A 20979-nucleotide genomic window follows, 5' to 3' on the forward strand; every position below is an offset into this window, starting at 1 on the left:
CGCTCCCCTCAGGAGGAGCCACTCCACGGTCTCGCTCCTTGGATGATCTCTTGAGCACGCGCGGCAAAGCGACCGGCGAGCGGCCACTTGCCGGCCGCATCGGCCGACGCCGCGCTGCCTGCCCGCGCCCGGTCGGCGATGCCGACAAAGATCACCGCGAAACGGAACAGCGAAAAAACCAGGTGGAAGCGTTGCAGGGGCGCAGTGGGCACGGCATGGGCGAAATAATGGTCGAGGAATTCGCGCTGGCTGGGGATACCGAGGGCGGCATGATCGAGGCCGAGGATGCCGCCATATTCGTCCGGGGTCGAATGCCAGGTCATCGAACAAAAGCCGAGATCGGCGAGCGGATGGCCGATCGTCGACAGCTCCCAATCGAGAATGCCGATCACCTCCGGCTTGCCGGAATGGAACAGCAGATTTCCGAGGCGGAAGTCGCCATGGGCGATCGACACGCGTCCATCATCCGCAGGCAGATGCTGCGGCAACCAGTCGGCGACCGCATCGAGTGCCGGAATTCCGTCGCTCGGCGATTCCCTCAACTGCCGGGTCCAGCGGCCGATCTGGCGCTCGAAATAGTTGCCGGGCCGGCCGTAATCGCCGAGACCGACCTCGTCGGGACGGACAGCATGCAGTTTGGCCATCGCTTCGGCCATGCCGAAATAGATGGCGCGTCGCTCCGCGGGAACAAGGCCAGGCAGCGAACAGTCGTGGAAGACGCGACCATCCAGCCGCTCCATCAGGTAGAACGGCGTGCCGAGCGGCTCGGCGCCGGCGTTATAGAGCACCGGCCGCGGCACCGGCACGTTGGTCGCTGCGAGCGCTTCAAGCACGCGGAACTCGCGGTCGACGGCATGCGCCCCGCGCAGGATCGGCCCGGCCGGTTTCTTGCGCAGCACCATGCGATGCGCACCATAGTCGACGAAGTAGGTCGGGTTGGACTGCCCGCCGCCGATCCGCTCGAGCGTCATTGCGGCATCGCCGAAGCGGTTCGCGAGAAAGCCCTTCAATGCCGCAGGATCGAAGTCCGCATTCAACGGCATCTTTTCCTCCTGAGACGCCACCCCGCGTCCGCTATGCCTCGTCTTCGACGGTCCAGCGCCAAAAACCCTTCTCCTCTTCGTTGAGGAAACGGTTCAGCACCATCTTGTGGACCTCATCGGCGCCGTCGACCAGCCGCGCCTGGCGCGCATAGCGGTAGATCCATTCGAGCACCGTGTCCTTGGAATAGCCCCGCGCGCCGTTGATCTGGATCGCCACATCGGCCGCGTCATGCAGCACATTGGCGACCTGGACCTTGGCCATCGACACATCCTTGCGGGCAAAGCCGCCGCGGTCCAGTTCCCACGCAGCCTTCATCACCAGCAGACGGCCGATCTCGATGCGCATGGCAAGATCGCCGAGCTTCAGCTGGACGCTTTCGCGGTCGGCGAGGCGCTGGCCGAAACCATGGCGCTCGGCAGCGTAGGCGCGCGCGATCTCAACGCAGCGCTTGGACAATCCAAGCCAGCGCATGCAGTGGGTAAGCCGCGCCGGGCCGAGCCGCACCTGCGTCACCTTCATGCCCCTGCCCTCGCCAACCAGCATGTCTTCGACAGGGATTTCGAGCCCCTCGAATTCCAGCTCGCAATGCCCGCCATGCTCCTCCGGGCCCATGATCTCGATGCGGCGAATGATATGCCAGCCCGGCTGGTCCTTGTGGAACATCAGGGCCGACAGACCGTGGCGCGGGTCGTCCGAGGTTCGCGCGATCAGGATGAAATGGCTGGCCTCCTCCGCGCCGGTGATGAACCATTTGCGGCCGGTCACCACGTATTTGTCGCCGCGCCGCTCCGCACGCGTCATGATCATCGAAGGGTCCGAGCCGCCGCCGGGATGCGGTTCGGTCATGGCAAAGGCCGAGCGTACCTGGCCCTCGACGATCGGCTTCAGCCATTTTTCCTGCTGCGCCGGCGTGCCGAGCGCCTCGAGCACCATCATGTTGCCATCATCGGGCGCTGCCGAATTGAACACCACGGGTCCGAAGATCGACCGGTTCATCTCCTCATAGCAAACCGCAATATCCATCTTGCCGAGACCGGCGCCGCCGGATTCGGGCTTGAGCTGCAGGCACCACAGGCCCGCCATACGCGCCTTGGCGCGAAGCGTCTCCAGCAGCGGCAAGGCGATATTTCCATGTGCGTCATAGGACGTCTTGTCGGCCTCGAGCGGCAGGATCTCACGCTCGACGAAGTCGGCAATGCGGACGCGGTAATCTTCGGTGCGGGCGGGAATGTCGAAATTCATGGACAAACTCCCAGCGATGAAACGAGGTGGCCACCATCGATGGACGAGATCGCCGAAAGCATCGGGTCCATACCTGAAATCGAGCGAGCGCTCGTTTTCCCTATTCGCCTCTATCGCCTTTTGCAGCCGCCGTCATCCGGCGAAGCGTGGCTCCGCCACGCCCTTGATGCCAAGTCCGGTTATCGCGAACAGGCTGCCGCGCAGGACGCCATCGCCGGGGAGGCGCGGTAACGACCACCACGACTTCGATCTTCATGCCGTCCTCCTCTGTTGGCACCGTGCGGCGATAGGCGAGCCGCCTCAGAACGCGACCTTGTCGCCGCCCTTCAGTGACAGGATCTCGCGCGCCTCGTCGGGCGTCGCCACTTCCATGCCGAGGCCCTCGATGATCTTGCGGGCAAGCACCACCTGCTCGGTGTTCGATTTGGCAAGCTTGCCCTTGCCGGCCCACAGACTGTCTTCGAGCCCGACGCGGATGTTGCCGCCAAGCGCTGCCGACTGCGCCGCGATGCGCAACTGGCTGGCGCCGGCACCGAGCACCGACCAGCGGAACTGGTCGCCGAACAGCCGGTCGGCGGTGCGCTTCATATGGGCGACGTCTTCGGGGTGCGTGCCGATGCCGCCAAGCAGACCGAACACCGACTGCACGAAGAACGGCGGCTTGACCAGCCCGCGATCGGCGAAGTGCGAGAGATTGTAGAGATGGGCGATGTCGTAGCACTCGAACTCGAAGCGCGTGCCGTTGTCGTAGCAGGTCGCAAGGATGTATTCGATGTCCTTGAACGAGTTGCGGAAGACCAGGTCACGCGTCGCTTCCAGATGCGGCTTTTCCCAGTCGAACTTGAAAGTCTCGTATTTGTCGACGAGGTGATAGAGCCCGAAATTGATCGAGCCCATGTTGAGCGAGGCGACCTCTGGCTTGAACTCGGCGGCCGGGCGCACGCGTTCCTCGACCTTCATGTAGGGACTGCCGCCAGTGGTGATATTGATGGCGGCATTGGTGGCCTGCTTGATGCGCGGCAGGAAGCGGGCGAAGGCCGCCGGCGTCTGGTCGGGCTTGCCGGTCTCGGGGTCGCGGGCATGCAGGTGCAGGATCGCCGCACCTGCCTCCGCCGCCGCGATCGCCTCGGACGCGATCTGGTCCGGCGTGATCGGCAGATAGGGCGACATGGTCGGTGTATGGATCGCCCCGGTCACCGCACAGGTGATGATAATTTTGCCCCTGGTCTGCGTAGCACCGGGCTTGCGGCTTGTTTCCGTCATCTTCCAAACTCCTGATCCGATTTTTTCTTGTGCGCGGCCAGCGCCATCAGCCGGCGGTCGCGCCAAACCTGCCGTTCGCCGAGTTCTTCCCGCGGCAGCCGCTTGCGGCGGTCGGCCTCCACCGTCTCGATGACTTCGCCGGCCCAGTCGATGCGGCGCAGCATCTGCGGAAAAATGTTGGCATAGATCGATTGATAACGCTCGACATAGTCGCGTACACCGCCCGGCGCATTAAGATCGATCGTTTCGAACGGACCCATGAACGACCAGCGCAGCGCCAGCCCGTCGCGAATGCCGATATCGACATCCTCGACGCTGGCATAGCCGTCGGCGACAAGTCGAAAAGCCTCCTCCAGCAGCGCGCCCTGCAGGCGGTTCATGATGAAGCCGTCGAGCTCGTGCTCCATCACCAGCGGCGCGTGGCCCGCATCGACGAGGAAGGCGCGGGTCCTTTCGATTGTTTCGGAAGACGTCCATGGCGCCGGCACGACTTCCGCGGCCGGTATGAGGTAGGGCGGATTGATCGGATGCACGACCAGGCAGCGGTGCCGCCCTTGCAGATGGTCGGTGAATTTCGACGGCAGCAACGCCGAGGTGGAACTGGCGATCACCGCTTGCGGAGCGGCAATTGCATCGATCCGAGAGAACACCTCGCGCTTCACATCCAGGTTTTCCGGCGTGTTCTCCTGGATATGGACCGCATCGGCCAGCGCTTCTTCGAGTTCCGCAACGACGGCAATGCGACCAAGCACGACGTCGATTGCCTGTCCCCGCAGCAGATCGTTCTCAGCGATGTCGCCGAGCACGCCGGCGATGTAATCGTGCGCACCTTCGGTCGCGGCCGGCGACTGATCCCACATCCGCACATCGTGGCCGGCGCGGGCAAAACTGATCGCCCAGGCCCGCCCGATGAACCCGCTGCCTACAATCGCTACTTTCACCATGGTCGGGCTCCTCAAAGGGTTTCGACATTGCCGTCGACGCCGAGCGACTGGCCGGAGATGTTGATCGCCGCATCGGACAACAGGAAAGCGACCATCGCGGCGACGTCATAGGGGCTGGTCATGCGGCGCAGCGAGATGTTGTGGAGATAGCGCTCCGTCATCTCCTCGTTCGACACACCGAGCTGTCTGGCCCGGTCGGCGATAACCTTGTCGATGCGTGGTCCCTCGATGATGCCGGGCAGGATGGCGTTGACCCTGATGCCGTGCGGTCCGAGTTCCTTGGCAAGGCTTTGCGTGAAACCGATGACGCCGAACTTGGCCGCCGAATAGGGGGTGCGGAAAGCGTAGCCATGGCGGCCGGCGGCGGACGACATCGAGACGATCGAGCCGCCGCCCGCCGCCTTGATCAGCGGCACGGCACGCCTGGCGCAGAGGAACTGGCCGGTCAGGCAGATGTCGATGCAGCGCCGCCACTCCGCCGGATCGATTTCGTCGACGCCGCCGGTCGGCCCGGCGATGCCGGCATTGTTGATCAGCGCGTCGAGGCCGCCGAGCTTTTCCTTCACCGTCTCGAACAGCCGGTCGACGTCGTCGTCGCGCGAGACATCGGCCTTGACCGCGGCGACCAGGGCGATCCTGTCCGGAGCGGCGGCCAGCGCCTCGTCGGAGACGTCGCAAACGACGATGCGCGCGCCGAGCCGCGACAGCATTTCTGCAATGGCCAGGCCGATGCCGCCGGCGCCTGCCGTCACCAGCACGCGCTGCCCCTTCAGCCCGGTCAGAAAATCATCCGCCGATGTCGGCGCCGCTTTGCTCATCGTGTATCCCTTCTCATTGCAGCCGCCGTTCGCGCAGCGCCATGACAGCGCCCAGAACGGCCAAGCCGTACAATATTGCCCCTGAAATTGTGACGAAAGCGCTGCCCTCTGCGAGGCGACGGACGATTCCGTAATGTGAAATTTCTGCTTCAGCTGTTGCGAAGGGTCTGTTGCGCAATTCGCCAGGCCTGCTCCACATGCCGCCGGGCCGCGGCTTCGGCGGCATCGCCGTTGCGCGACTTGATCGCGTTCATAATGTCGGTCATTTCGGCAATTGCGGCATCGCGGCGATTCTCCGAAGCGATGGTCATGGAACGCAGCTGGTTGATGCGGACGTTCAGACCCTGGACGATCTCCCAGGCGATGCGCTTGTCGGCGGCATCGAAAAGCACCTCGTAGAATTTTGTGGTCGCCCGCATCACCTCGATCGGATTGGCTGATGCCCACGCCTTGAGCAGCACATCGAACGCGCGCTCAAGCGCGGCGATCTGGCCCTCAGTCGCCGTCAGCGCGCAGGCGCGCGCCGCGATGCCCTCCATCAGAGCGCGCAGTTCATAAATCTCGTCGGTGCGGCTGAGATCCGGCCTGGCCACCGCGGGTCCATGGCCAGGTATCATCTGGACGAGGCCCTCGGTCTCCAACTGCCGCAGGACCTCGCGCACCACCGAGCGACTGACGCCGAGCTGGTCGCAAAGCGGCCGCTCGACCAACCGTTCGCCAGGCTGGAAGTGAAACCCCATGATCGCGTCGCGCATGCGCTCCAGCGCCAGCGTTCTCAGCGTCTTGGCGGATCGTTCGATCCTCAGTGTGTCGTCGGCCAATTCATATACTCCCAGCATCCGCAAGAAACAGATTCGACGATCCGTTGACAAGGGATTTGGTCTTCAATAGTATGGTATACCATAAGACGGCTAGGCAAAAGCGGAACTTTTCCGGATGCCTCAGCCGACCCGACACCGAGGATTCGATGAAGCCGGCCATTCGAAAGATCGTCACCCATGTCGAGAACACGCTAATCGAAGGCGGCAAGGCGGCCCCCCGGCCGCTGCGCCTGATCGGCGTGGCGGCGGTGCTCGACAACCCCTGGGCCGGGCGCGGTTTCACCGAGGACCTTTCGCCCGAGATCCGCGCCTATGCGCCGGTTCTGGGGGAGATGCTGACCCATGAAATCCTCGCAGTTGCCGGATCCGGCGAAGCGATCGAAGGCTACGGCAAGGCCGCAATCTGCGGCACATCAGGCGAGATCGAGCATGCCTCGGCGCTCATCCACACGCTGCATTTCGGCAACCACTATCGGCGTGCAGTCGGCGCCAAGACCTATCTTGCCTTCACCAACCTGCGCGGCGGGCCGAACACGCCGATCATGATCCCACTCATGGACAAGAACGATGAAGGCCGACGTTCGCACTACCTGACGGTGCACTTCCAGATCGGCGACGCGCCGGCGCCGGACGAGTTGGTGGTGGCGCTTGGCGCCTCGATCGGCGGACGACCGCATCATCGCATCGGCGACCGCTACCAGGATCTCAAGGAGGTCGGCGACCTGCATGGCTGAGCTGACGGACCGTGGCTGGCATCGCGGAACGGCGCCTGACGGCACCGGTTTCATCCGTGCCGGATCCGGCGCGCCGGTCCTTCTCATCCACGGTGTCGGCATGAACGCGGCGATCTGGGCACCCCAGATCGGGCTGATGAAAAACAGATGGGATGTGATCGCAATCGACATCCTGGGACACGGCCAGTCGCCGTTGCCGCCCGAGGACGCCAGCCTTGCCGATTATGCCGGACAGGCAATTCGGCTTCTCGATCACCTTGGCCTGGATGCCGTCTCGATCGTTGGCCATTCAATGGGGGCGCTGGTCGGGCAGGAAATCGCTCTTAATGCACCCGAACGGGTTCGTAGCCTCGTCTCGCTCAATGCGGTTTTTCGCCGCCCGGCGGAGCTTGCGCAGGCAGTGCGCGAGCGCGCCGCCGAACTGAATGGCGCGGAAAACCCGTCGGGGACGGACGCAACGATCGCGCGCTGGTTCGGCAACCCGGTCCCCGACAGCCTGGCCGAGGCGGCAAGGATGACGCGCGTGGCACTGCAAAGCGTCAACTCCGAGGGCTATGCGCGCACCTATCGACTTTTCGCCCATGCCGATGCGGCGCATGGCGATCGTCTTTCCGGTCTCGCAATGCCGGCCCTGTTCATGACCGGCTCGCAGGACAGGAATTCCTCGCCTGCGATGTCGGCGGCGATGGCACGCCTCGCGCCGCGCGGTCGCTGCGTCGTTCTGGGGGGCGAACGACATATGATGGCCGTAGCCTCGCCTGACGTGGTCACACGGCGCATTGTCGATTTTCTCGAGAACAACGACGGCGCAAGCACATCGGCGCGACCGGCAATGGACACAGCCTTCGACCCGGGCGAATTCAGGCGGGCGCTCGGTTCCTTCCTGACCGGCGTTACAATCGTCACCGCGATCGGGCCGGAAGGAGAGCCTCGAGGCTTCACCGCCAATTCGTTTACATCCGTTTCGCTCGATCCGCCGCTTGTGCTGGTCTGCATCGCCAAGAAAGCGCTGGGTCATCCGGTGTTTTCGACCTCGAAATGCTTTGCCGTCAACGTGCTCTCGGAGGAACAGCGAGCCGCGTCCGGCGTCTTCGCTTCGAAATCGCAGGACAAGTTCTCGGCTGTCGAGTGGCGCTTCGGCCCGACCGGCAGCCCGCTGCTCGCTGGATCGGTGGCGACGTTCGACTGTGACATGGAGCAATTGGTCGACGCCGGCGACCATTCGATCCTCATCGGCCGCGTTCGCGAATTCTCCCACAATTCATCGCAGCCCCTCGGCTATTGCCGTGGCGCCTACGTCTCGCCCGGCCTCAGCCAGGAAGCACTGGCGGCCGCGCCGCCCGACATGGAGGTCGGCGCCATCCTCGAAGACGAAGGCCGCGTGCTGTTCCTCGAAACCGCCGACGGCTTTTTCGAACTGCCGGCGGGCCGAGGGCTCGGGGCACCCGGCGACACGCGAAGCCTTAGGGGACGCCTCGCTGCGAAAGCCATCGAGGCTCATCTCGGATTCCTGTTTGCGGTCTGGGACGACGCCGCGACGCGAACGCATGTCTACTACCGCGGCACGGTAGCCGCGCCCCACTCCAGCGATCGCCAGGTCCGGCTCGTCGACATCGACAGGATTGCCGGACTGAAGATCGCCGATGCTGCCGTGCGCTCGATGCTCGCCCGCTATGTTCGCGAATGTCGGGAGGATGCGTTTGGCGTCTATGTCGGCAACGCGGTCGAAGGTGAAGTCCGTCCGCTCGCCAAGCCGGCAGCCATGAACACTTCCAGTCCGGGTCAACAGATATGAAGTTCTCGCTCTTCGTCCATATGGAACGCTCGGACCCGGCAAAGCCGCATGCCGACCTCATCGATGAGCTTGAGGAACTGGTCGTGATGGCCGAGGCGGCAGGCTTCGAGACGGCGTGGATCGGCGAACACCACGGCATGGAGTTCACCATCTCGCCAAACCCGTTCATCAACATCGCCTATCTCGGCGCCAGGACGAAGCGCATCCGGCTCGGCACAGGAACCGTCATCGCGCCGTTCTGGCATCCGATCAAGCTCGCCGGCGAGGCAGCCATGACCGATGTCGTCACCGGCGGCCGGCTCGACATCGGCATCGCCCGCGGCGCCTACAGCTACGAGTACCAACGCCTGTTCCCTGGGCTCGACGCCTGGGGCGCGGGCCAGCGCATGCGCGAGATCATCCCGGCCATCAAGGGTCTCTGGGAAGGCGATTTCGAGATGTCCGGCGAATTCTGGTCGTTTCCCTCGACCACCTCGTCGCCCAAGCCGGTGCAAAAGCCGCACCCGCCGATCTGGGTGGCGGCGCGCGATCCGAACTCGCACGACTTCGCCGTCTCCAACGGCTGCAACGTCCAGGTGACGCCGCTCGCCTCCGGCGACGACGAGGTAAGCAGCCTGATGGAGCGCTTCAACGCGGCGTGCGCGGCGCATCCCGACATGGCCCGCCCCGAGATCATGCTGCTGATGCACACATTCGTTGCCGAAGACGCCGCCGATGCGGAGCAACTGACGAGGGACCTGTCGCTGTTCTACTGCCAGTTCGGCGCGTGGTTCCAGAACAAGAAGCCGGTTCGCCAAGGCATATTGGAAGCGCTCTCCGACGACGAGATCGCAGCCATGCCGCAATATGCGCCGGACAAAATCCGACAGAACCTGGTCATCGGCGAAGCCGAAGAGGTGATCACCCGGCTTAAGGCATATGAGGCGCTCGGCTATGACCAGTACTCGATCTGGATCGACAGCGGTCTGCCGCACGAGCGCAAGAAGAAGTCGCTGCAGCTGTTCATCGACAAGGTGATGCCGGCCTTCGGGCATGGGAGGCCGCAATGACCCTTGTGGCCTTCAGCAACTTCATAGATGGGGCGTTCGATACGCCGACAGCCATCTTCGAAAGCATCGATCCATCAACCGGAGCGCCCTGGGCGACGATGCCCGCCGCAACCGAGGCCGATGTCGACCGCGCCGTCGAGGCGGCGCACCGGACGCTGCACTCGGCCGCGTGGGCCTCGCTGACGGCGACGGCGCGCGGCAAGCTGCTGGTGCGCCTCGGCGACCTGGTCGTCGCCAATGCCGGCCGCCTGGCCGAACTGGAAACGCGCGACACCGGCAAGATCATCCGCGAGACCCGCGCCCAGATCGCCTATGTCGGCGACTATTATCGCTACTATGGCGGGCTTGCCGACAAGTATGAAGGCTCGCATGTGCCGATCGACAAGGCCGATATGGACGTCACCATCCGACGCGAGCCGATCGGCGTCGTCGCTGCCGTCGTGCCGTGGAATTCGCAGCTCTTCCTTTCGGCCGTCAAGCTCGGCCCGGCGCTGGCCGCCGGCTGCACGGTCGTCCTGAAAGCCTCGGAGGATGGTCCAGCGCCGCTGCTGGCCTTCGCCGAACTCGTTCATGAGGCCGGATTTCCCGCCGGAAGCGTCAACATACTGACCGGGTTCGGACACGATTGCGGCCGGCGCCTGACAAGTCATCCGCTGGTTTCACGCGTCGCCTTCACCGGCGGACCTTCGACCGCTCGCGCTATCGTCCGCAACACGGCGGAAAATCTCGCCTATACGACGCTGGAGCTGGGCGGGAAAAGCCCGGTTGTCGTTTTCGCCGACGCCGACCTGGACAGCGCGGCCAACGCGGTGGTGGCCGGGATTTTCGCAGCGTCTGGACAAAGCTGCGTCGCCGGCTCCCGGCTGCTTGTCGAGCGTTCGATAAAGGCCGAGTTCCTCGACAGGCTGAAGCACAAGGCCGAGGCCATCAGGATAGGCGATCCGCAGGACCCGGCCACAGAAATGGGGCCATTGGCAACGCCACGCCAACGGGAATGGATCGAGACGATCGTAGCGACAAGCCTCGCCAATGGCGGGACGCTGGTCACCGGCGGAAAAAGGCCCGACAATCATCCGCACGGCTTCTACTACGCACCGACCATCATCGATGCCGAGGATTCAGCGCTGCCCTGCGTGCGCGAGGAATTGTTCGGTCCGGTGCTCAGCGTTCTCACCTTCGACACGGAAGCCGAAGCCCTGGCGCTTGCCAACGATACACCGTTCGGCCTCGCTTCGGGCGTGTTCACCACCAATCTCGCCAAGGCGCACCGCATGGCGCGCGACATCCATGCCGGCGTCGTCTGGGTCAACACGTACCGCGCGGTTTCGCCGCTCGTGCCGTTCGGCGGCTACGGTCAGTCGGGGCTCGGCCGTGAGGGCGGGCTCGACGCCATCCGCGATTACACGCGCTCGAAATCCGTCTGGATACGGATATCCGACGAGCCGATCCCGGACCCGTTCGTCATGCGATGAGGCAATCGCGCAATTCATAAAAACAAGAACCAGACAACCAACAGAGGAGAATGACATGAAACTGATTTTGACCGGCATTTTGGCCGCACTCCTGGCAGCCACTGCCGCACGGGCCGATGAAATGGTGTTCACCAGCTGGGGCGGAACCACCCAGGAGGCGCAGACCAAATCCTGGGCTGCTCCGTTCGAAGCCAATTCCGGCATCAAGGTCCTGCAGGACGGCCCGACCGACTACGGCAAGCTGAAGGCCATGGTGGAAGGCGGCAGCGTCGCCTGGGATGTCGTCGATGTCGAAATGGATTTCGCCATCAAAGCGGCCAAGGACGGCCTGCTGGAGCCGATCGATTTCAACGTCGTGCCGAAAGCCGATCTCGATCCTCGCTTCACCACCGAGCATGCGGTCGGCAGCTTCTACTACTCCTTCGTTCTTGCCTGGAACAAAGGGGCGGTGTCGGGCGAGCCAACCGGCTGGGCCGACATGTTCGACCTGACGAAATTTCCCGGCAAACGCACGTTTTACAAATGGTCGGCACCGGGCGTCATCGAGATTGCGCTGTTGGCCGACGGCGTGCCGGCGGACAAGCTCTATCCGCTCGACCTCGACCGGGCGTTCAAGAAACTCGACACGATCAAGTCGGAAATCGTCTGGTGGGACAGCGGCGCACAGTCGCAACAGCTGATCGCCTCCGGTGAAGCAGCCTTCGGGCAACTCTGGAACGGGCGTGTCTTCGCCCTCGAGCAGGATGGCGCCGATGTCGGCGCATCCTGGAAACAGAACATGACTGCCGCCGACGTACTCGTCATCCCCAAGGGTTCGAAGAACAAGGCGAGCGCGATGAAATTCCTGGCCACAGCGACAAGCGCGAAAAGCCAGGCCATGTTTGCCGAAGCAAGTGGCTACGCGCCGATCAACACTGCAGCCAAGGCCGAAATGCCGGCCGATGTCGTCAAGTCGCTGCCGGACGCCTATGTCGACGGGCAGATCAACCTCGACATGAACTACTGGGCTGAAAACCGCGATAAGATCGCCGAGCGCTGGTACGCCTGGCAGGCCAAATAGCCGCCGACCTCACCCATGAACCGGCGGGGCGTCGCTAGGGCGTCCCGCCTGAGCTGCCGGGATCATCGCCATGTCGGGCAATTTTCTTCATCGACAGCCAATCCTCCGAAGGCCCGACGGTATCGGCGGCGCCCTACCGGCGCTAACTCTTATCGCCCTGTTCTTCGTGGTGCCGGTTGTTGCGCTGCTGTTGCGCAGCGTGACCGAACCCGTGCCGGGCCTGCAGAACTACGCAATCCTGTTTGGCGAAGGCACCTATGCGCGGGTCTTCTTCAACACCTTTCTGGTCGCCACCGTCGTCACCGCCGTCACCGCGATCGTGGCGTTTCCGGTCGCCTGGATGCTGGCGATCATGCCGCCTGCCCTCGGCTCGATCGTCTTCGGCATCATCATCCTGTCGATGTGGACCAATCTGCTCACCCGCACCTATGCCTGGATGGTGCTGCTTCAACGCACCGGCGTCATCAACCGGACGCTGATGGATATCGGCCTGATCAGCGAGCCGCTGCCGCTGATCAACAACCTGACCGGCGTCACCATCGGCATGGTCTACATCATGCTGCCCTTCATGATACTGCCACTGGTCGGAACCCTGCGCGCCATCGATCCGATGACGCTGCGCGCCGCCGCTCTGTGCGGTGCGAGCCCCTTCGACGCCTTCCGCCGCATTCTGCTGCCCTTGTCGCTTCCCGGAATCGCTGCAGGCGGCCTGATGGTTTTCGTCATGTCGCTCGGCTATTTCGTGACGCCGACGCTGCTCGGCGGCACCTCCAACATGATGCTCGCCGCAATGATTGCCCAGATGATCCAGTCCTTGCTCAACTGGGGGCTCGGAAGCGCGGCGGCTTTCATCCTGCTTTTGGTCACCATGGCGCTCTACGCGCTGCAACTGCGTCTCGTCGGCGCCAAGCGCATGACAGGAGGCATCTGAGATGCTGCTCGACTACGACCGGCTGGGCTGGCTGCGTGCAGCACTTCTGGGTTTCACCGGCCTGGTCGCGGCGTTTCTGCTGCTGCCGGTTGTTTTCATCGTGCTTCTGTCGTTCGGGTCGTCGCGGTGGCTGGCTTTTCCGCCACCAAGCTGGACGCTGAAATGGTATGAGGAGCTCTTCGCCGATCCGGCCTGGCTCGAAGCGGCGCTGACCAGCGCGCGCATTGCCACCATGGCCGCGATTCTTGCCGTCGTCATCGGGCTGCTGGCTTCTTTCGCGCTGGTCAGGGGACAGTTTCGCGGGCGCAATACGCTTCGCGGCCTGCTGCTGACGCCAATGGTGCTGCCGGTCGTGGTCTTCGCCATCGCCATCTATGCATTCTTCCTGCGGATCGGGCTCGGCGGCACCACGGCAGGCTTCGTCATCGCTCACACGGTCCTGGCACTGCCCTTCGCCATCATTCCGATCACTGCGGCACTCGAAGGTTTTGACAAATCCATCGAGGATGCGGCGATCGTCTGCGGCGCAAGCCCATTCGAAGCAAAACTCCGGGTGACCTTGCCGGCGATCAAGATCGGGATCTTCTCGGCGGCGATCTTCGCCTTTCTCGCCTCATGGGACGAGGTGGTGGTCGCGATCTTCATGGCCAGCCCCACCTTGCAGACCTTGCCGGTCAAGATCTGGGGCAGCCTGCGCCAGGATCTTAGCCCGGTCATCGCTGCGGCCTCCAGCCTTCTCGTTCTTCTGACGCTGAGCCTGATGATCGTAACCGCACTCATTCGGCGGAAATTGTCGAAATGACCGAACCGTTCCTCTCCATTCGCGACCTGCGCAAGGCGTTCGGCAGCTTCGTCGCCGTGCACGATGTCACCATCGACATACCTAAGGGCGAGTTCCTGACCTTTCTCGGCCCTTCCGGTTCTGGCAAATCGACGACGCTTTATGCGATCGCCGGCTTTCAGCAGCCGACATCCGGCGACGTTCTTCTCGAAGGCAGGTCGCTGCTGTCGGTGCCGTCGCACAAGCGCAATATCGGCATGGTGTTCCAGCGCTACACGCTGTTCCAGCATCTCACCGTCGCCGAGAACGTTGCCTTTCCGTTGCGCGTGCGCCGCCGGCCGGACGCAGAGGTGAACCGAAAAGTCGCCGAGATGCTGTCGCTGGTACGGCTCGAGAGTTTCGGCGGCCGATATCCTGGCGCGCTTTCCGGCGGACAGCAGCAGCGCGTGGCGCTTGCCAGGGCGCTGGCCTACGATCCGCCGATCCTCCTGATGGACGAGCCGCTTTCGGCGCTCGACAAGAAGCTGCGCGAGGAGATCCAGGCCGAGATACGGCGCATCCACCGCGAAACCGGCGTAACGATCCTTTACGTCACCCACGATCAGGACGAGGCCCTGCATCTTTCGGATCGCATCGCCCTGTTTCGGGACGGGCGCATCGAGCAGATCGGCACCGGTGAGGACCTCTATCTGAGACCTGCGAGCGAATTTGTAGCCAGTTTTATCGGAAATTCCAATTTCCTGCCGGCCGAGCATCTTGAAACCGTCGACGGCGCCGCCACGATCCGCCTCGCCGATGGCTCGGTCGTCTCCGGCGTGAGGATCGATCAGGAGTTCAGCCAAGGCCAGAAAACCCGGCTGATGGTGCGGCCGGAAGCTTTTCGGCTGAGACCCGGCCCGGCCACTGCCGGGCTTGCGGTCGAATTCATCGACACCGCCTTCTTCGGCGAGCGGCGGCGCGTCATCGCGCGCACGGCCGCCGGCCAGGAGATCGACGTCAGGCCGACATCCGACATGGCGCAACCACAGGAAGGCATCGCCTCGAGCAGACAGATTTTTTTCGATCCCGCCGCCGCATTTCTGTTTCCCGCCTGACAGACGACCGTTTGACCTCAGCGCGGCGGATCAGCCGGCGCCTCGATGGTCACGCCGTATTTGGCGGCGATGGCCACGACCTTTGCCATCTCCGGCGTGCCGGCGGCGGTCGCGGCGTCCATTTCCGCGAACATCTGATCAAGGCCGCAACTCGGCGCGCAGAAGACGAGCACGCGAGCCGCCTTGTCGGCGTCATTGCGGATGGAATGGCGCCGGCCGCGTGCGCCGAAGAAGAAGCCGCCGGGCGCAACGCGATGGGGCGCGGAGTCGCTCTCGAATTCGATGACGAGTTCGCCGCTCAGCACATAGAAGGCTTCATCCTCACGGGCATGGGTGTGCGGTGGCGTTGCCGCCCCCGGCGGAACCACGGACTCCCAGAGCGAGAAGGACCCGGCGGTTTCGGCGCCGGTGGCTTTGTAGATATGGGTGATTCCCAGAACGTTGAGCGTCGAGCCGGCCGCCGGCTCGCGAACGAACGATTCGGCCGCTTTAGCTTTGGCATCCGTCGTCGATCTCCTTCGTGGTTCGGGTCGCTCACCAGGAGATAGGCCTGCCGGCAAAATTGGCGAGGTGCGGGCGGCAGTGGTGCGGGCGGCAGTGAGCGGCAACTTTCGCAGCAACAATGCGGAGATGCTGCGCGTTGCCGCGCTCGACGGCATCGGCATCGCCCTACTGCCGACATGGGCGGTGGCGGAACCACTGCGCACCGGCGCGCTGCGTCGCGTGCTTGAATCGTTTTGAGCCACGGCAATCCATTGATCCGGCCGCGCAACGCTCTCTCCGAATGCGCTCATCTTGCCTTCAACAGGGATTGGGCGGCGGCTTGAAATTTCCTCGGTCTCGCCCACGTACTGAAGTTACGCCGGCATTACGCCGGCGTTACGCTGGCTCTCACTCGCGATAGCTGGAGCACCCGATGCCGAGCCGCCGCTATGCCATCCTTGAAGCGCCGTCCTCGCTGGGTCTGGCGACCGACGGCGTTGAAGCCCTGCCCGGTCGGCTGCTGGAACTGGGCCTCGCCGAACGCATCGATGGGCGCCGCGCCGGGCGGCTGGTGGTCCCGCCGAAGGAGCCTGAGCCCGACCCTGCCACCCTGACGCTGAATGCCAAGGCGATCGCGGCGTGGTCGCCCAAGCTCGCCGACGCCGTGGAGGAGGTGCTGCACGCCCGCGAATTCCCGGTGGTGCTGGGCGGCGACTGCACGATCTTGCTGGGTCCGATGCTGGCGCTGCGCCGGCGCGGCCGCTACGGCCTGTTCTTCATCGACGGCCACGCCGATTTCTTCCAGCCCGAGGCCGAGCCCAACAGCGAAGGCGCGTCGATGGACCTGGCCTTCGTCACCGGCTACGGGCCGGCGCTGCTGACCGACCTGGAGGGCCGCCGTCCGTTGGTGCGCGCCGAGGACGTCGCCGCCTTCGCGTTTCGCGACCATGAGGACCAGGCCGAATTCGGCAGCCAGCCCTTGCCGGCCGAACTCACGGCCTACGATCTGCACGCCATCCGCCGCCTGGGCGTCGAAGCCGCCGCCCGGGCCGCCGTTGGCCACCTGACGCGGGCGGAACTCGACGGCTTCTTCATCCATCTCGACGCCGATTGTCTCGACGATGCGATCATGCCGGCGGTCGATTTCCGCGTACCGGGCGGGCTGTCGTGGGACGAGCTGTCGGCGGCGCTCCGCATCATCCTGGCGAGTGGCAAGGCGGTCGGGATCGAGGTCACCATCTACAATCCGCGCCTCGACGAGGACGGCAGCGCCGGCCGTGGCCTTGCTGACGTCCTGGCCGCAGCTCTCGGCACAGCCGCGCCCGCTTGAGCGGACGGGAGCAATCTTGACCGTTGTGCTTCGACTTCGCCGCCGCACGCAACGACCTGTCCCCTCCCCCAACGAGAATCCCGCGCCTTACCCGCCGCCCGGATGATGGCAAGCAACCAGGCGACCGTCGCCCGTGCTCTGCAGCAGCGGACGTTCGTTGCGGCACGTGGAAGTGGCAGCCGGGCAGCGGGTGTGAAACCGGCAGCCGGAGGGTGGGTTCATCGGGCTCGGCAAGTCACCCTTCAGGACAAGCCGCTCGCGTCGTGCCCGATCGATACTGGGTATCGGCACCGCGGAACGGAGTGCCGCGGTGTAGTGGTGCCTGGGCGCCGCAAAGACCAGATCGGTCGGCCCGCTCTCCACGACCGATCCCAGATACATGACGGCCACGCGCGTCGAAATCTGACGCACCACGGACAGATCATGGGCGATGAATACATAGGTCAAGTTGAACTCCTCGCGCAGATCGGCGAGCAGATTGACGATCTGGGCCTGGATCGAAACGTCGAGCGCCGAGACCGGCTCGTCGGCCACGATCAGCCTTGGCCGGAGCGCCAGCGCGCGAGCAATGCCGATCCGCTGGCGCTGGCCGCCCGAGAATTCGTGAGGATAGCGCGACGCGTGCTCGGGGGACAATTCGACCCGGCGCAGAAGCTCGGCGACGCGGTCCGTCATTTCCGATGCCGAGAGGCGCTCATGGATGCGGAACGGATCGGCCAAAAGATCGCCGACCCGCCGACGCGGATTGAGCGAGGCGCTCGGATCCTGAAAGACCATCTGCATCTGTCGCCGCAACGGACGGAGCTGACGTTGGGACGCGTCGGTAATGTCGCGGCCCTCGAACTCCAGCGAACCGGAGGTGATATCGGTCAGGCGCACCAGGCAGCGGCCAAGGGTGGATTTGCCGCAACCTGACTCCCCGACGATGCCAAGCGTTTCCCCGGGCCAGATGTCGAGCGATACCGTGTCGACCGCCTGGACCGTCCGGCGCTGCGCCGGCAAGATCGAGCGGCCGACGTGATAATGTTTCGACAGGTCGCTGGTCCGGAGCAGCGGGCGCTCCCGCAGCACGCCGCTCATACTGGCGTCTCGATGCTGGCAACCTCGCGGATATGAAACTTGCGGCTGGTTTCCGGCAATGCGCAAGCAGCACGATGGCCGTTCCCGCCGACAAGCGGGGGCTGGACAATGCACGCATCGTGGCGGAACGCACAGCGCGGACCGAACGCGCAGCCTTTCGGCAGGTTGGAGAGGGACGGCGGAGCTCCCGGAATCGCGGCGAGCCGTGCCGGACGCTCACCATCCATCGGCGGGATCGAGCCGAACAGGCCCCAGGTGTAGGGATGCAGCGGCGTTCGGAACACGCTGCCTTTGCGGCCCTCCTCGACGAAGCGGCCGCCATACATGACCATGACGCGGTCCGTGACCTGCGCGACGACGCCAAGATCGTGTGTGACCAGGATCACCGCCGAGCCGAACTGATCGCGCAGCCGTCCGATCAGTTCGAGGATCTGCGCCTGCACGGTCACGTCCAGGGCAGTGGTCGGTTCATCCGCGACAAGCAGCGCCGGGTTGCACGAGAGCGCCATCGCAATCACCGCACGCTGGCGCATGCCACCGGAGAGTTGGTGCGGATAGCCGTCGACGACCCGATCAGGATTGGCAATGCCGACCGCATCCAGCAACTGCACCGCCCTCGCCCGTGCCGCCCGCGCCGACACTTTCTCATGCGCACGCACCTGCTCGCCGATCTGGTTGCCGATCGTGTGCACCGGGGTGAGCGCCGACATCGGATCCTGGAAGATCATCGCGATCTGGCGGCCGCGAATGGCATCGAGCGCACGCCGGTTGAGCCCGACGAGCTCCTGCCCCATGAAGCGGATTGAACCGGAGACGACGGCATTGGGGCTGTCGATCAGCCCCATGATGGCCAGCAAGGTCTGGCTTTTGCCGGAACCGGACTCACCGACGACACCGACGATCTCCCGCTGCTCGACGGCAAACGAGACGCCTGCCACAGCCCGCACCAGCCCCGCGTCGCTGCGGAAGGATACGGTGAGACCCTCGACGACGAGAAGGGGAGCGTTAACGGACATCGCGAGCCCTCGGGTCGATAAAGACGAAGACGACATCGACGACGAAGTTTGCCATCACCACGAAAAACGAGGCGTAGATCACCGTGGCAAGGATCATCGGCAGGTCGAGGGTCTGCAGTGCCTCATAGGTCAATTTCCCGACGCCCTGCAGCCCGAAGACCACTTCGGTCAACAGCGCGCCGCCGCCGACCAAGGCACCGAAATCGAGACCGAACATGGTGACGAATGCCACCAGTGACGTCCTGAGGCCGTGATGCAGCAAAACCCGCCGCTCGCCGATCCCCTTGGCCCGCGCGGTGCGGATAAAATCCTCCTGCATCATCTCGATCAGACTTGCCCTCAGCACCCGTCCGTAAAGGCCGACATAAAGCGTCGCCAGCGTGAACCACGGAATGACGAGCGCCTTGAACCAGCCCCAGGGGTCCTGTGTCAGGGGGATGTAGCCGAGCGGAGGAACCCAAGAAAACAGCCAGGTGTCATGCCAGCGGCTCTGTGTCAGCAGATTGGCGACCTCGCCGAGCCAGAAGACCGGAACGGACACTCCAATCAGGCTCAGGATCATCAGCGCCCGGTCGATGAATGTGCCGCGCGTCGCGCCGGCGATCACCCCGACGATCAGTCCGCCGAGCACCCACAGCACCGCCGCGCCGCCGACCAGCGACAGCGTAACCGGAATGGCGCCTGTCACCGCAGGAATCACGCGCTGCCCGCGATTGACGAAGGAGGTGAGGTCGCGGCTGACGAAAAGCCGATTCATCATCAGCCCGTATTGCACCGGCAATGGCCGATCGAGACCGAAATCGTGGCGGACCTGGACCAATGTCTCCTGGGACGCGTTGCGGCCGGCAATGCGCGCCGAGGGATCGGCACCGGGCGTGGCGAAGAAGATCAGGAAAGCGACGACGCTGATGCCGAACATGACCAGCACCATCTGGCCGAGCCGAAAACTCATGGCGGCAAGCACTAGATGCCCCTCGGCGAGGATTTCGGATCGAGCGCATCGCGCACGCCGTCGCCGAGAATGTTGAGAGCCAGCACAGTGATGACAATGGCAAGCCCGGGCGCCAGCGCCACGATCGGCCTGGAATAGAGCAGGCCCTGACCGTCCTGGATGATCGTGCCCCAGCTGGCGTCCGGCGGTTGCACGCCGATCGACAGAAACGACAGCGAGGATTCGGTCATCATGTTGAGTGCCAGGATCAACGGCACGAAAACGATGATGCGCGTCACCACATTTGGCATGATGTCGCGTAGCAGGATGCGCCAGGGCGACGCGCCAAGCCCGATCGCCGCGGTGACGAATTCGGCCTGCATCAAAGTCAGGACATGGCCACGGATCGGCCGTGCCACATAGGGCATATAGACGATGCCGATGATGAAGATCGGCAGCCACAGGCTGCCGGAGCGGATTTCGAACGGACCGATCTGGATGCTCTGCGCGATCAGCACGATCGACAAGGAAATCGCCAGCAGGAAAACCGGGAATGCCCAGAGCACGTCGAGAATGCGCGACAGGCCGACATCGACAATGCCGCCGAAGAACCCGGAAACAACCCCCAGAAAGGTCGCCAGGACGAGGCACAGCACAGCTGCAGCGCCCGAGATCAGCAGCGAATCCCGCCCGCCATAAAGCAGTCGCGCCGCGACGTCACGGCCCTGATTGTCGGCACCGAGCAGATACGGCCCGATCCGCCAGGTCGGCCCAATCGGCGTCATGCCGAGGCCAAGGCCTTCGGTGGAAGCCTGCAGTACCGGCTGGGTCACCCCATCGATGACGATCTCGCCGTTGAGATTGGTTACGAAAGGATCGGTGTGGGCGATGTATTGCGCATAAAGCGGCGCCGCCAGCGAAGCGATGACGATGACGACGAGCACACCGAACGCCGCTATTGCCGAACGATCGGCTTTAAGCTTGCGCCATGCCGTGCGCCATGGGCCAGCGGCGGCCTGGCGGACCGGGGCGGCAGGCTGGTCCGCAATGACATTGACCATGAACGGGGGACCATAAACGGGATTGCCTGG

At 64.1% G+C, this 20979-nt stretch carries 22 protein-coding genes; 11 read left to right on the forward strand and 11 right to left on the reverse strand.

Annotated elements, in window-relative coordinates; all coding sequences use genetic code 11:
- Positions 1–8 precede the first annotated feature (8 nt).
- Together BLT09_RS23510 and BLT09_RS23515 are read right to left on the reverse strand one after the other, a co-directional pair.
- On the reverse strand, positions 9–1043 hold the full coding sequence (locus BLT09_RS23510; protein WP_167366515.1) for a phosphotransferase family protein: 1035 nt from the start codon (positions 1041–1043) through the stop codon (positions 9–11).
- Between the two features lie 31 nt (positions 1044–1074).
- Entirely contained in the window at positions 1075–2286 is a 1212-nt protein-coding gene (locus BLT09_RS23515) for an acyl-CoA dehydrogenase family protein (protein ID WP_091597318.1), read from the reverse strand.
- A gap of 39 nt (positions 2287–2325) precedes the next feature.
- Between BLT09_RS23515 and BLT09_RS34645 the strand changes: the two genes are divergently transcribed.
- Positions 2326–2517 carry a hypothetical protein gene (locus tag BLT09_RS34645; protein WP_091597321.1) on the forward strand — a complete coding sequence of 64 codons (192 nt, stop codon included), beginning with the start codon at positions 2326–2328 and terminating at the stop codon, positions 2515–2517.
- 69 nt (positions 2518–2586) lie between these two features.
- Here the strand turns inward: BLT09_RS34645 and kce are convergent, their stop codons facing one another.
- From kce to BLT09_RS23540, 4 genes are all read right to left on the reverse strand, one after another.
- Positions 2587–3549: a 3,5-dioxohexanoate:acetyl-CoA acetone transferase gene (gene kce / locus BLT09_RS23525; protein ID WP_091597324.1), complete on the reverse strand. Its 963-nt coding sequence runs from the start codon at positions 3547–3549 to the stop codon at positions 2587–2589.
- Positions 3546–4493: a 3-hydroxyacyl-CoA dehydrogenase gene (locus BLT09_RS23530; RefSeq protein ID WP_091597326.1), complete on the reverse strand. Its 948-nt coding sequence runs from the start codon at positions 4491–4493 to the stop codon at positions 3546–3548. The genes kce and BLT09_RS23530 overlap by 4 nt, the downstream gene beginning before the upstream one ends.
- 11 nt (positions 4494–4504) lie before the next feature.
- Positions 4505–5311 (reverse strand): SDR family oxidoreductase, encoded by an 807-nt coding sequence (locus BLT09_RS23535; RefSeq protein WP_091597328.1) that lies wholly within the window; start codon positions 5309–5311, stop codon positions 4505–4507.
- Positions 5312–5460: 149 nt separating this feature from the next.
- Entirely contained in the window at positions 5461–6132 is a 672-nt protein-coding gene (locus tag BLT09_RS23540; RefSeq protein ID WP_091597522.1) for a GntR family transcriptional regulator, read from the reverse strand.
- A gap of 146 nt (positions 6133–6278) precedes the next feature.
- On the opposite strand from BLT09_RS23540, the gene BLT09_RS23545 reads away from it, so the two are divergent.
- From BLT09_RS23545 to BLT09_RS23580, 8 genes are all read left to right on the forward strand, one after another.
- Positions 6279–6866: an amino acid synthesis family protein gene (locus tag BLT09_RS23545; protein WP_023800447.1), complete on the forward strand. Its 588-nt coding sequence runs from the start codon at positions 6279–6281 to the stop codon at positions 6864–6866.
- On the forward strand, positions 6859–8661 hold the full coding sequence (locus tag BLT09_RS23550) for an alpha/beta fold hydrolase (protein ID WP_091597331.1): 1803 nt from the start codon (positions 6859–6861) through the stop codon (positions 8659–8661). Before BLT09_RS23545 ends, BLT09_RS23550 begins: the two co-directional genes overlap by 8 nt.
- The gene (locus BLT09_RS23555; RefSeq protein ID WP_091597334.1) at positions 8658–9710 is read left to right on the forward strand and encodes an LLM class flavin-dependent oxidoreductase; all 1053 of its coding nucleotides are present in this window, start codon (positions 8658–8660) and stop codon (positions 9708–9710) included. The genes BLT09_RS23550 and BLT09_RS23555 overlap by 4 nt, the downstream gene beginning before the upstream one ends.
- Positions 9707–11182 (forward strand): aldehyde dehydrogenase, encoded by a 1476-nt coding sequence (locus tag BLT09_RS23560; protein WP_091597337.1) that lies wholly within the window; start codon positions 9707–9709, stop codon positions 11180–11182. The genes BLT09_RS23555 and BLT09_RS23560 overlap by 4 nt, the downstream gene beginning before the upstream one ends.
- A 55-nt stretch (positions 11183–11237) precedes the next feature.
- Positions 11238–12242 carry an ABC transporter substrate-binding protein gene (locus BLT09_RS23565; RefSeq protein WP_091597340.1) on the forward strand — a complete coding sequence of 335 codons (1005 nt, stop codon included), beginning with the start codon at positions 11238–11240 and terminating at the stop codon, positions 12240–12242.
- Positions 12243–12312: 70 nt separating this feature from the next.
- Positions 12313–13173 carry an ABC transporter permease gene (locus BLT09_RS23570; protein ID WP_091597343.1) on the forward strand — a complete coding sequence of 287 codons (861 nt, stop codon included), beginning with the start codon at positions 12313–12315 and terminating at the stop codon, positions 13171–13173.
- A gap of 1 nt (position 13174) precedes the next feature.
- The gene (locus BLT09_RS23575) at positions 13175–13975 is read left to right on the forward strand and encodes an ABC transporter permease (RefSeq protein WP_091597346.1); all 801 of its coding nucleotides are present in this window, start codon (positions 13175–13177) and stop codon (positions 13973–13975) included.
- Entirely contained in the window at positions 13972–15048 is a 1077-nt protein-coding gene (locus BLT09_RS23580) for an ABC transporter ATP-binding protein (RefSeq protein ID WP_091597349.1), read from the forward strand. Before BLT09_RS23575 ends, BLT09_RS23580 begins: the two co-directional genes overlap by 4 nt.
- Before the next feature lie 17 nt (positions 15049–15065).
- On the opposite strand, the gene BLT09_RS23585 is transcribed toward BLT09_RS23580, so the two are convergent.
- The gene (locus tag BLT09_RS23585) at positions 15066–15656 is read right to left on the reverse strand and encodes a cupin domain-containing protein (protein ID WP_167366517.1); all 591 of its coding nucleotides are present in this window, start codon (positions 15654–15656) and stop codon (positions 15066–15068) included.
- Between BLT09_RS23585 and BLT09_RS23590 the strand changes: the two genes are divergently transcribed.
- Both BLT09_RS23590 and BLT09_RS23595 read left to right on the forward strand, forming a co-directional pair.
- Positions 15646–15789, forward strand: coding sequence for a LysR substrate-binding domain-containing protein (locus BLT09_RS23590; protein ID WP_208602531.1), 144 nt, complete (start codon positions 15646–15648; stop codon positions 15787–15789). The two genes, BLT09_RS23585 and BLT09_RS23590, sit on opposite strands and share 11 nt — an antisense overlap.
- Before the next feature lie 175 nt (positions 15790–15964).
- Positions 15965–16861: an arginase family protein gene (locus tag BLT09_RS23595; RefSeq protein ID WP_091597358.1), complete on the forward strand. Its 897-nt coding sequence runs from the start codon at positions 15965–15967 to the stop codon at positions 16859–16861.
- 87 nt (positions 16862–16948) lie between these two features.
- Here BLT09_RS23595 and BLT09_RS23600 read toward each other — a convergent pair whose 3' ends face one another.
- Genes BLT09_RS23600 through BLT09_RS23615 form a run of 4 tightly spaced genes read right to left on the reverse strand, consistent with a single transcriptional unit; the run spans position 16949 to position 20949 of the window.
- Positions 16949–17941, reverse strand: a complete 993-nt coding sequence (locus tag BLT09_RS23600; protein ID WP_091597361.1) for an ABC transporter ATP-binding protein — start codon at positions 17939–17941, stop codon at positions 16949–16951.
- Complete coding sequence (locus BLT09_RS23605; RefSeq protein ID WP_091597364.1) at positions 17938–18957, reverse strand: ABC transporter ATP-binding protein; 1020 nt, start codon at positions 18955–18957, stop codon at positions 17938–17940. Before BLT09_RS23605 ends, BLT09_RS23600 begins: the two co-directional genes overlap by 4 nt.
- Complete coding sequence (locus tag BLT09_RS23610; protein WP_236370505.1) at positions 18947–19909, reverse strand: ABC transporter permease; 963 nt, start codon at positions 19907–19909, stop codon at positions 18947–18949. The genes BLT09_RS23605 and BLT09_RS23610 overlap by 11 nt, the downstream gene beginning before the upstream one ends.
- Before the next feature lie 11 nt (positions 19910–19920).
- The gene (locus tag BLT09_RS23615; RefSeq protein WP_091597370.1) at positions 19921–20949 is read right to left on the reverse strand and encodes an ABC transporter permease; all 1029 of its coding nucleotides are present in this window, start codon (positions 20947–20949) and stop codon (positions 19921–19923) included.
- Between the last annotated feature and the right edge of the window lie 30 nt (positions 20950–20979).

This window comes from Mesorhizobium muleiense (assembly GCF_900099905.1).
GTDB classification, from domain to species: Bacteria; Pseudomonadota; Alphaproteobacteria; order Rhizobiales; family Rhizobiaceae; genus Mesorhizobium; species Mesorhizobium muleiense.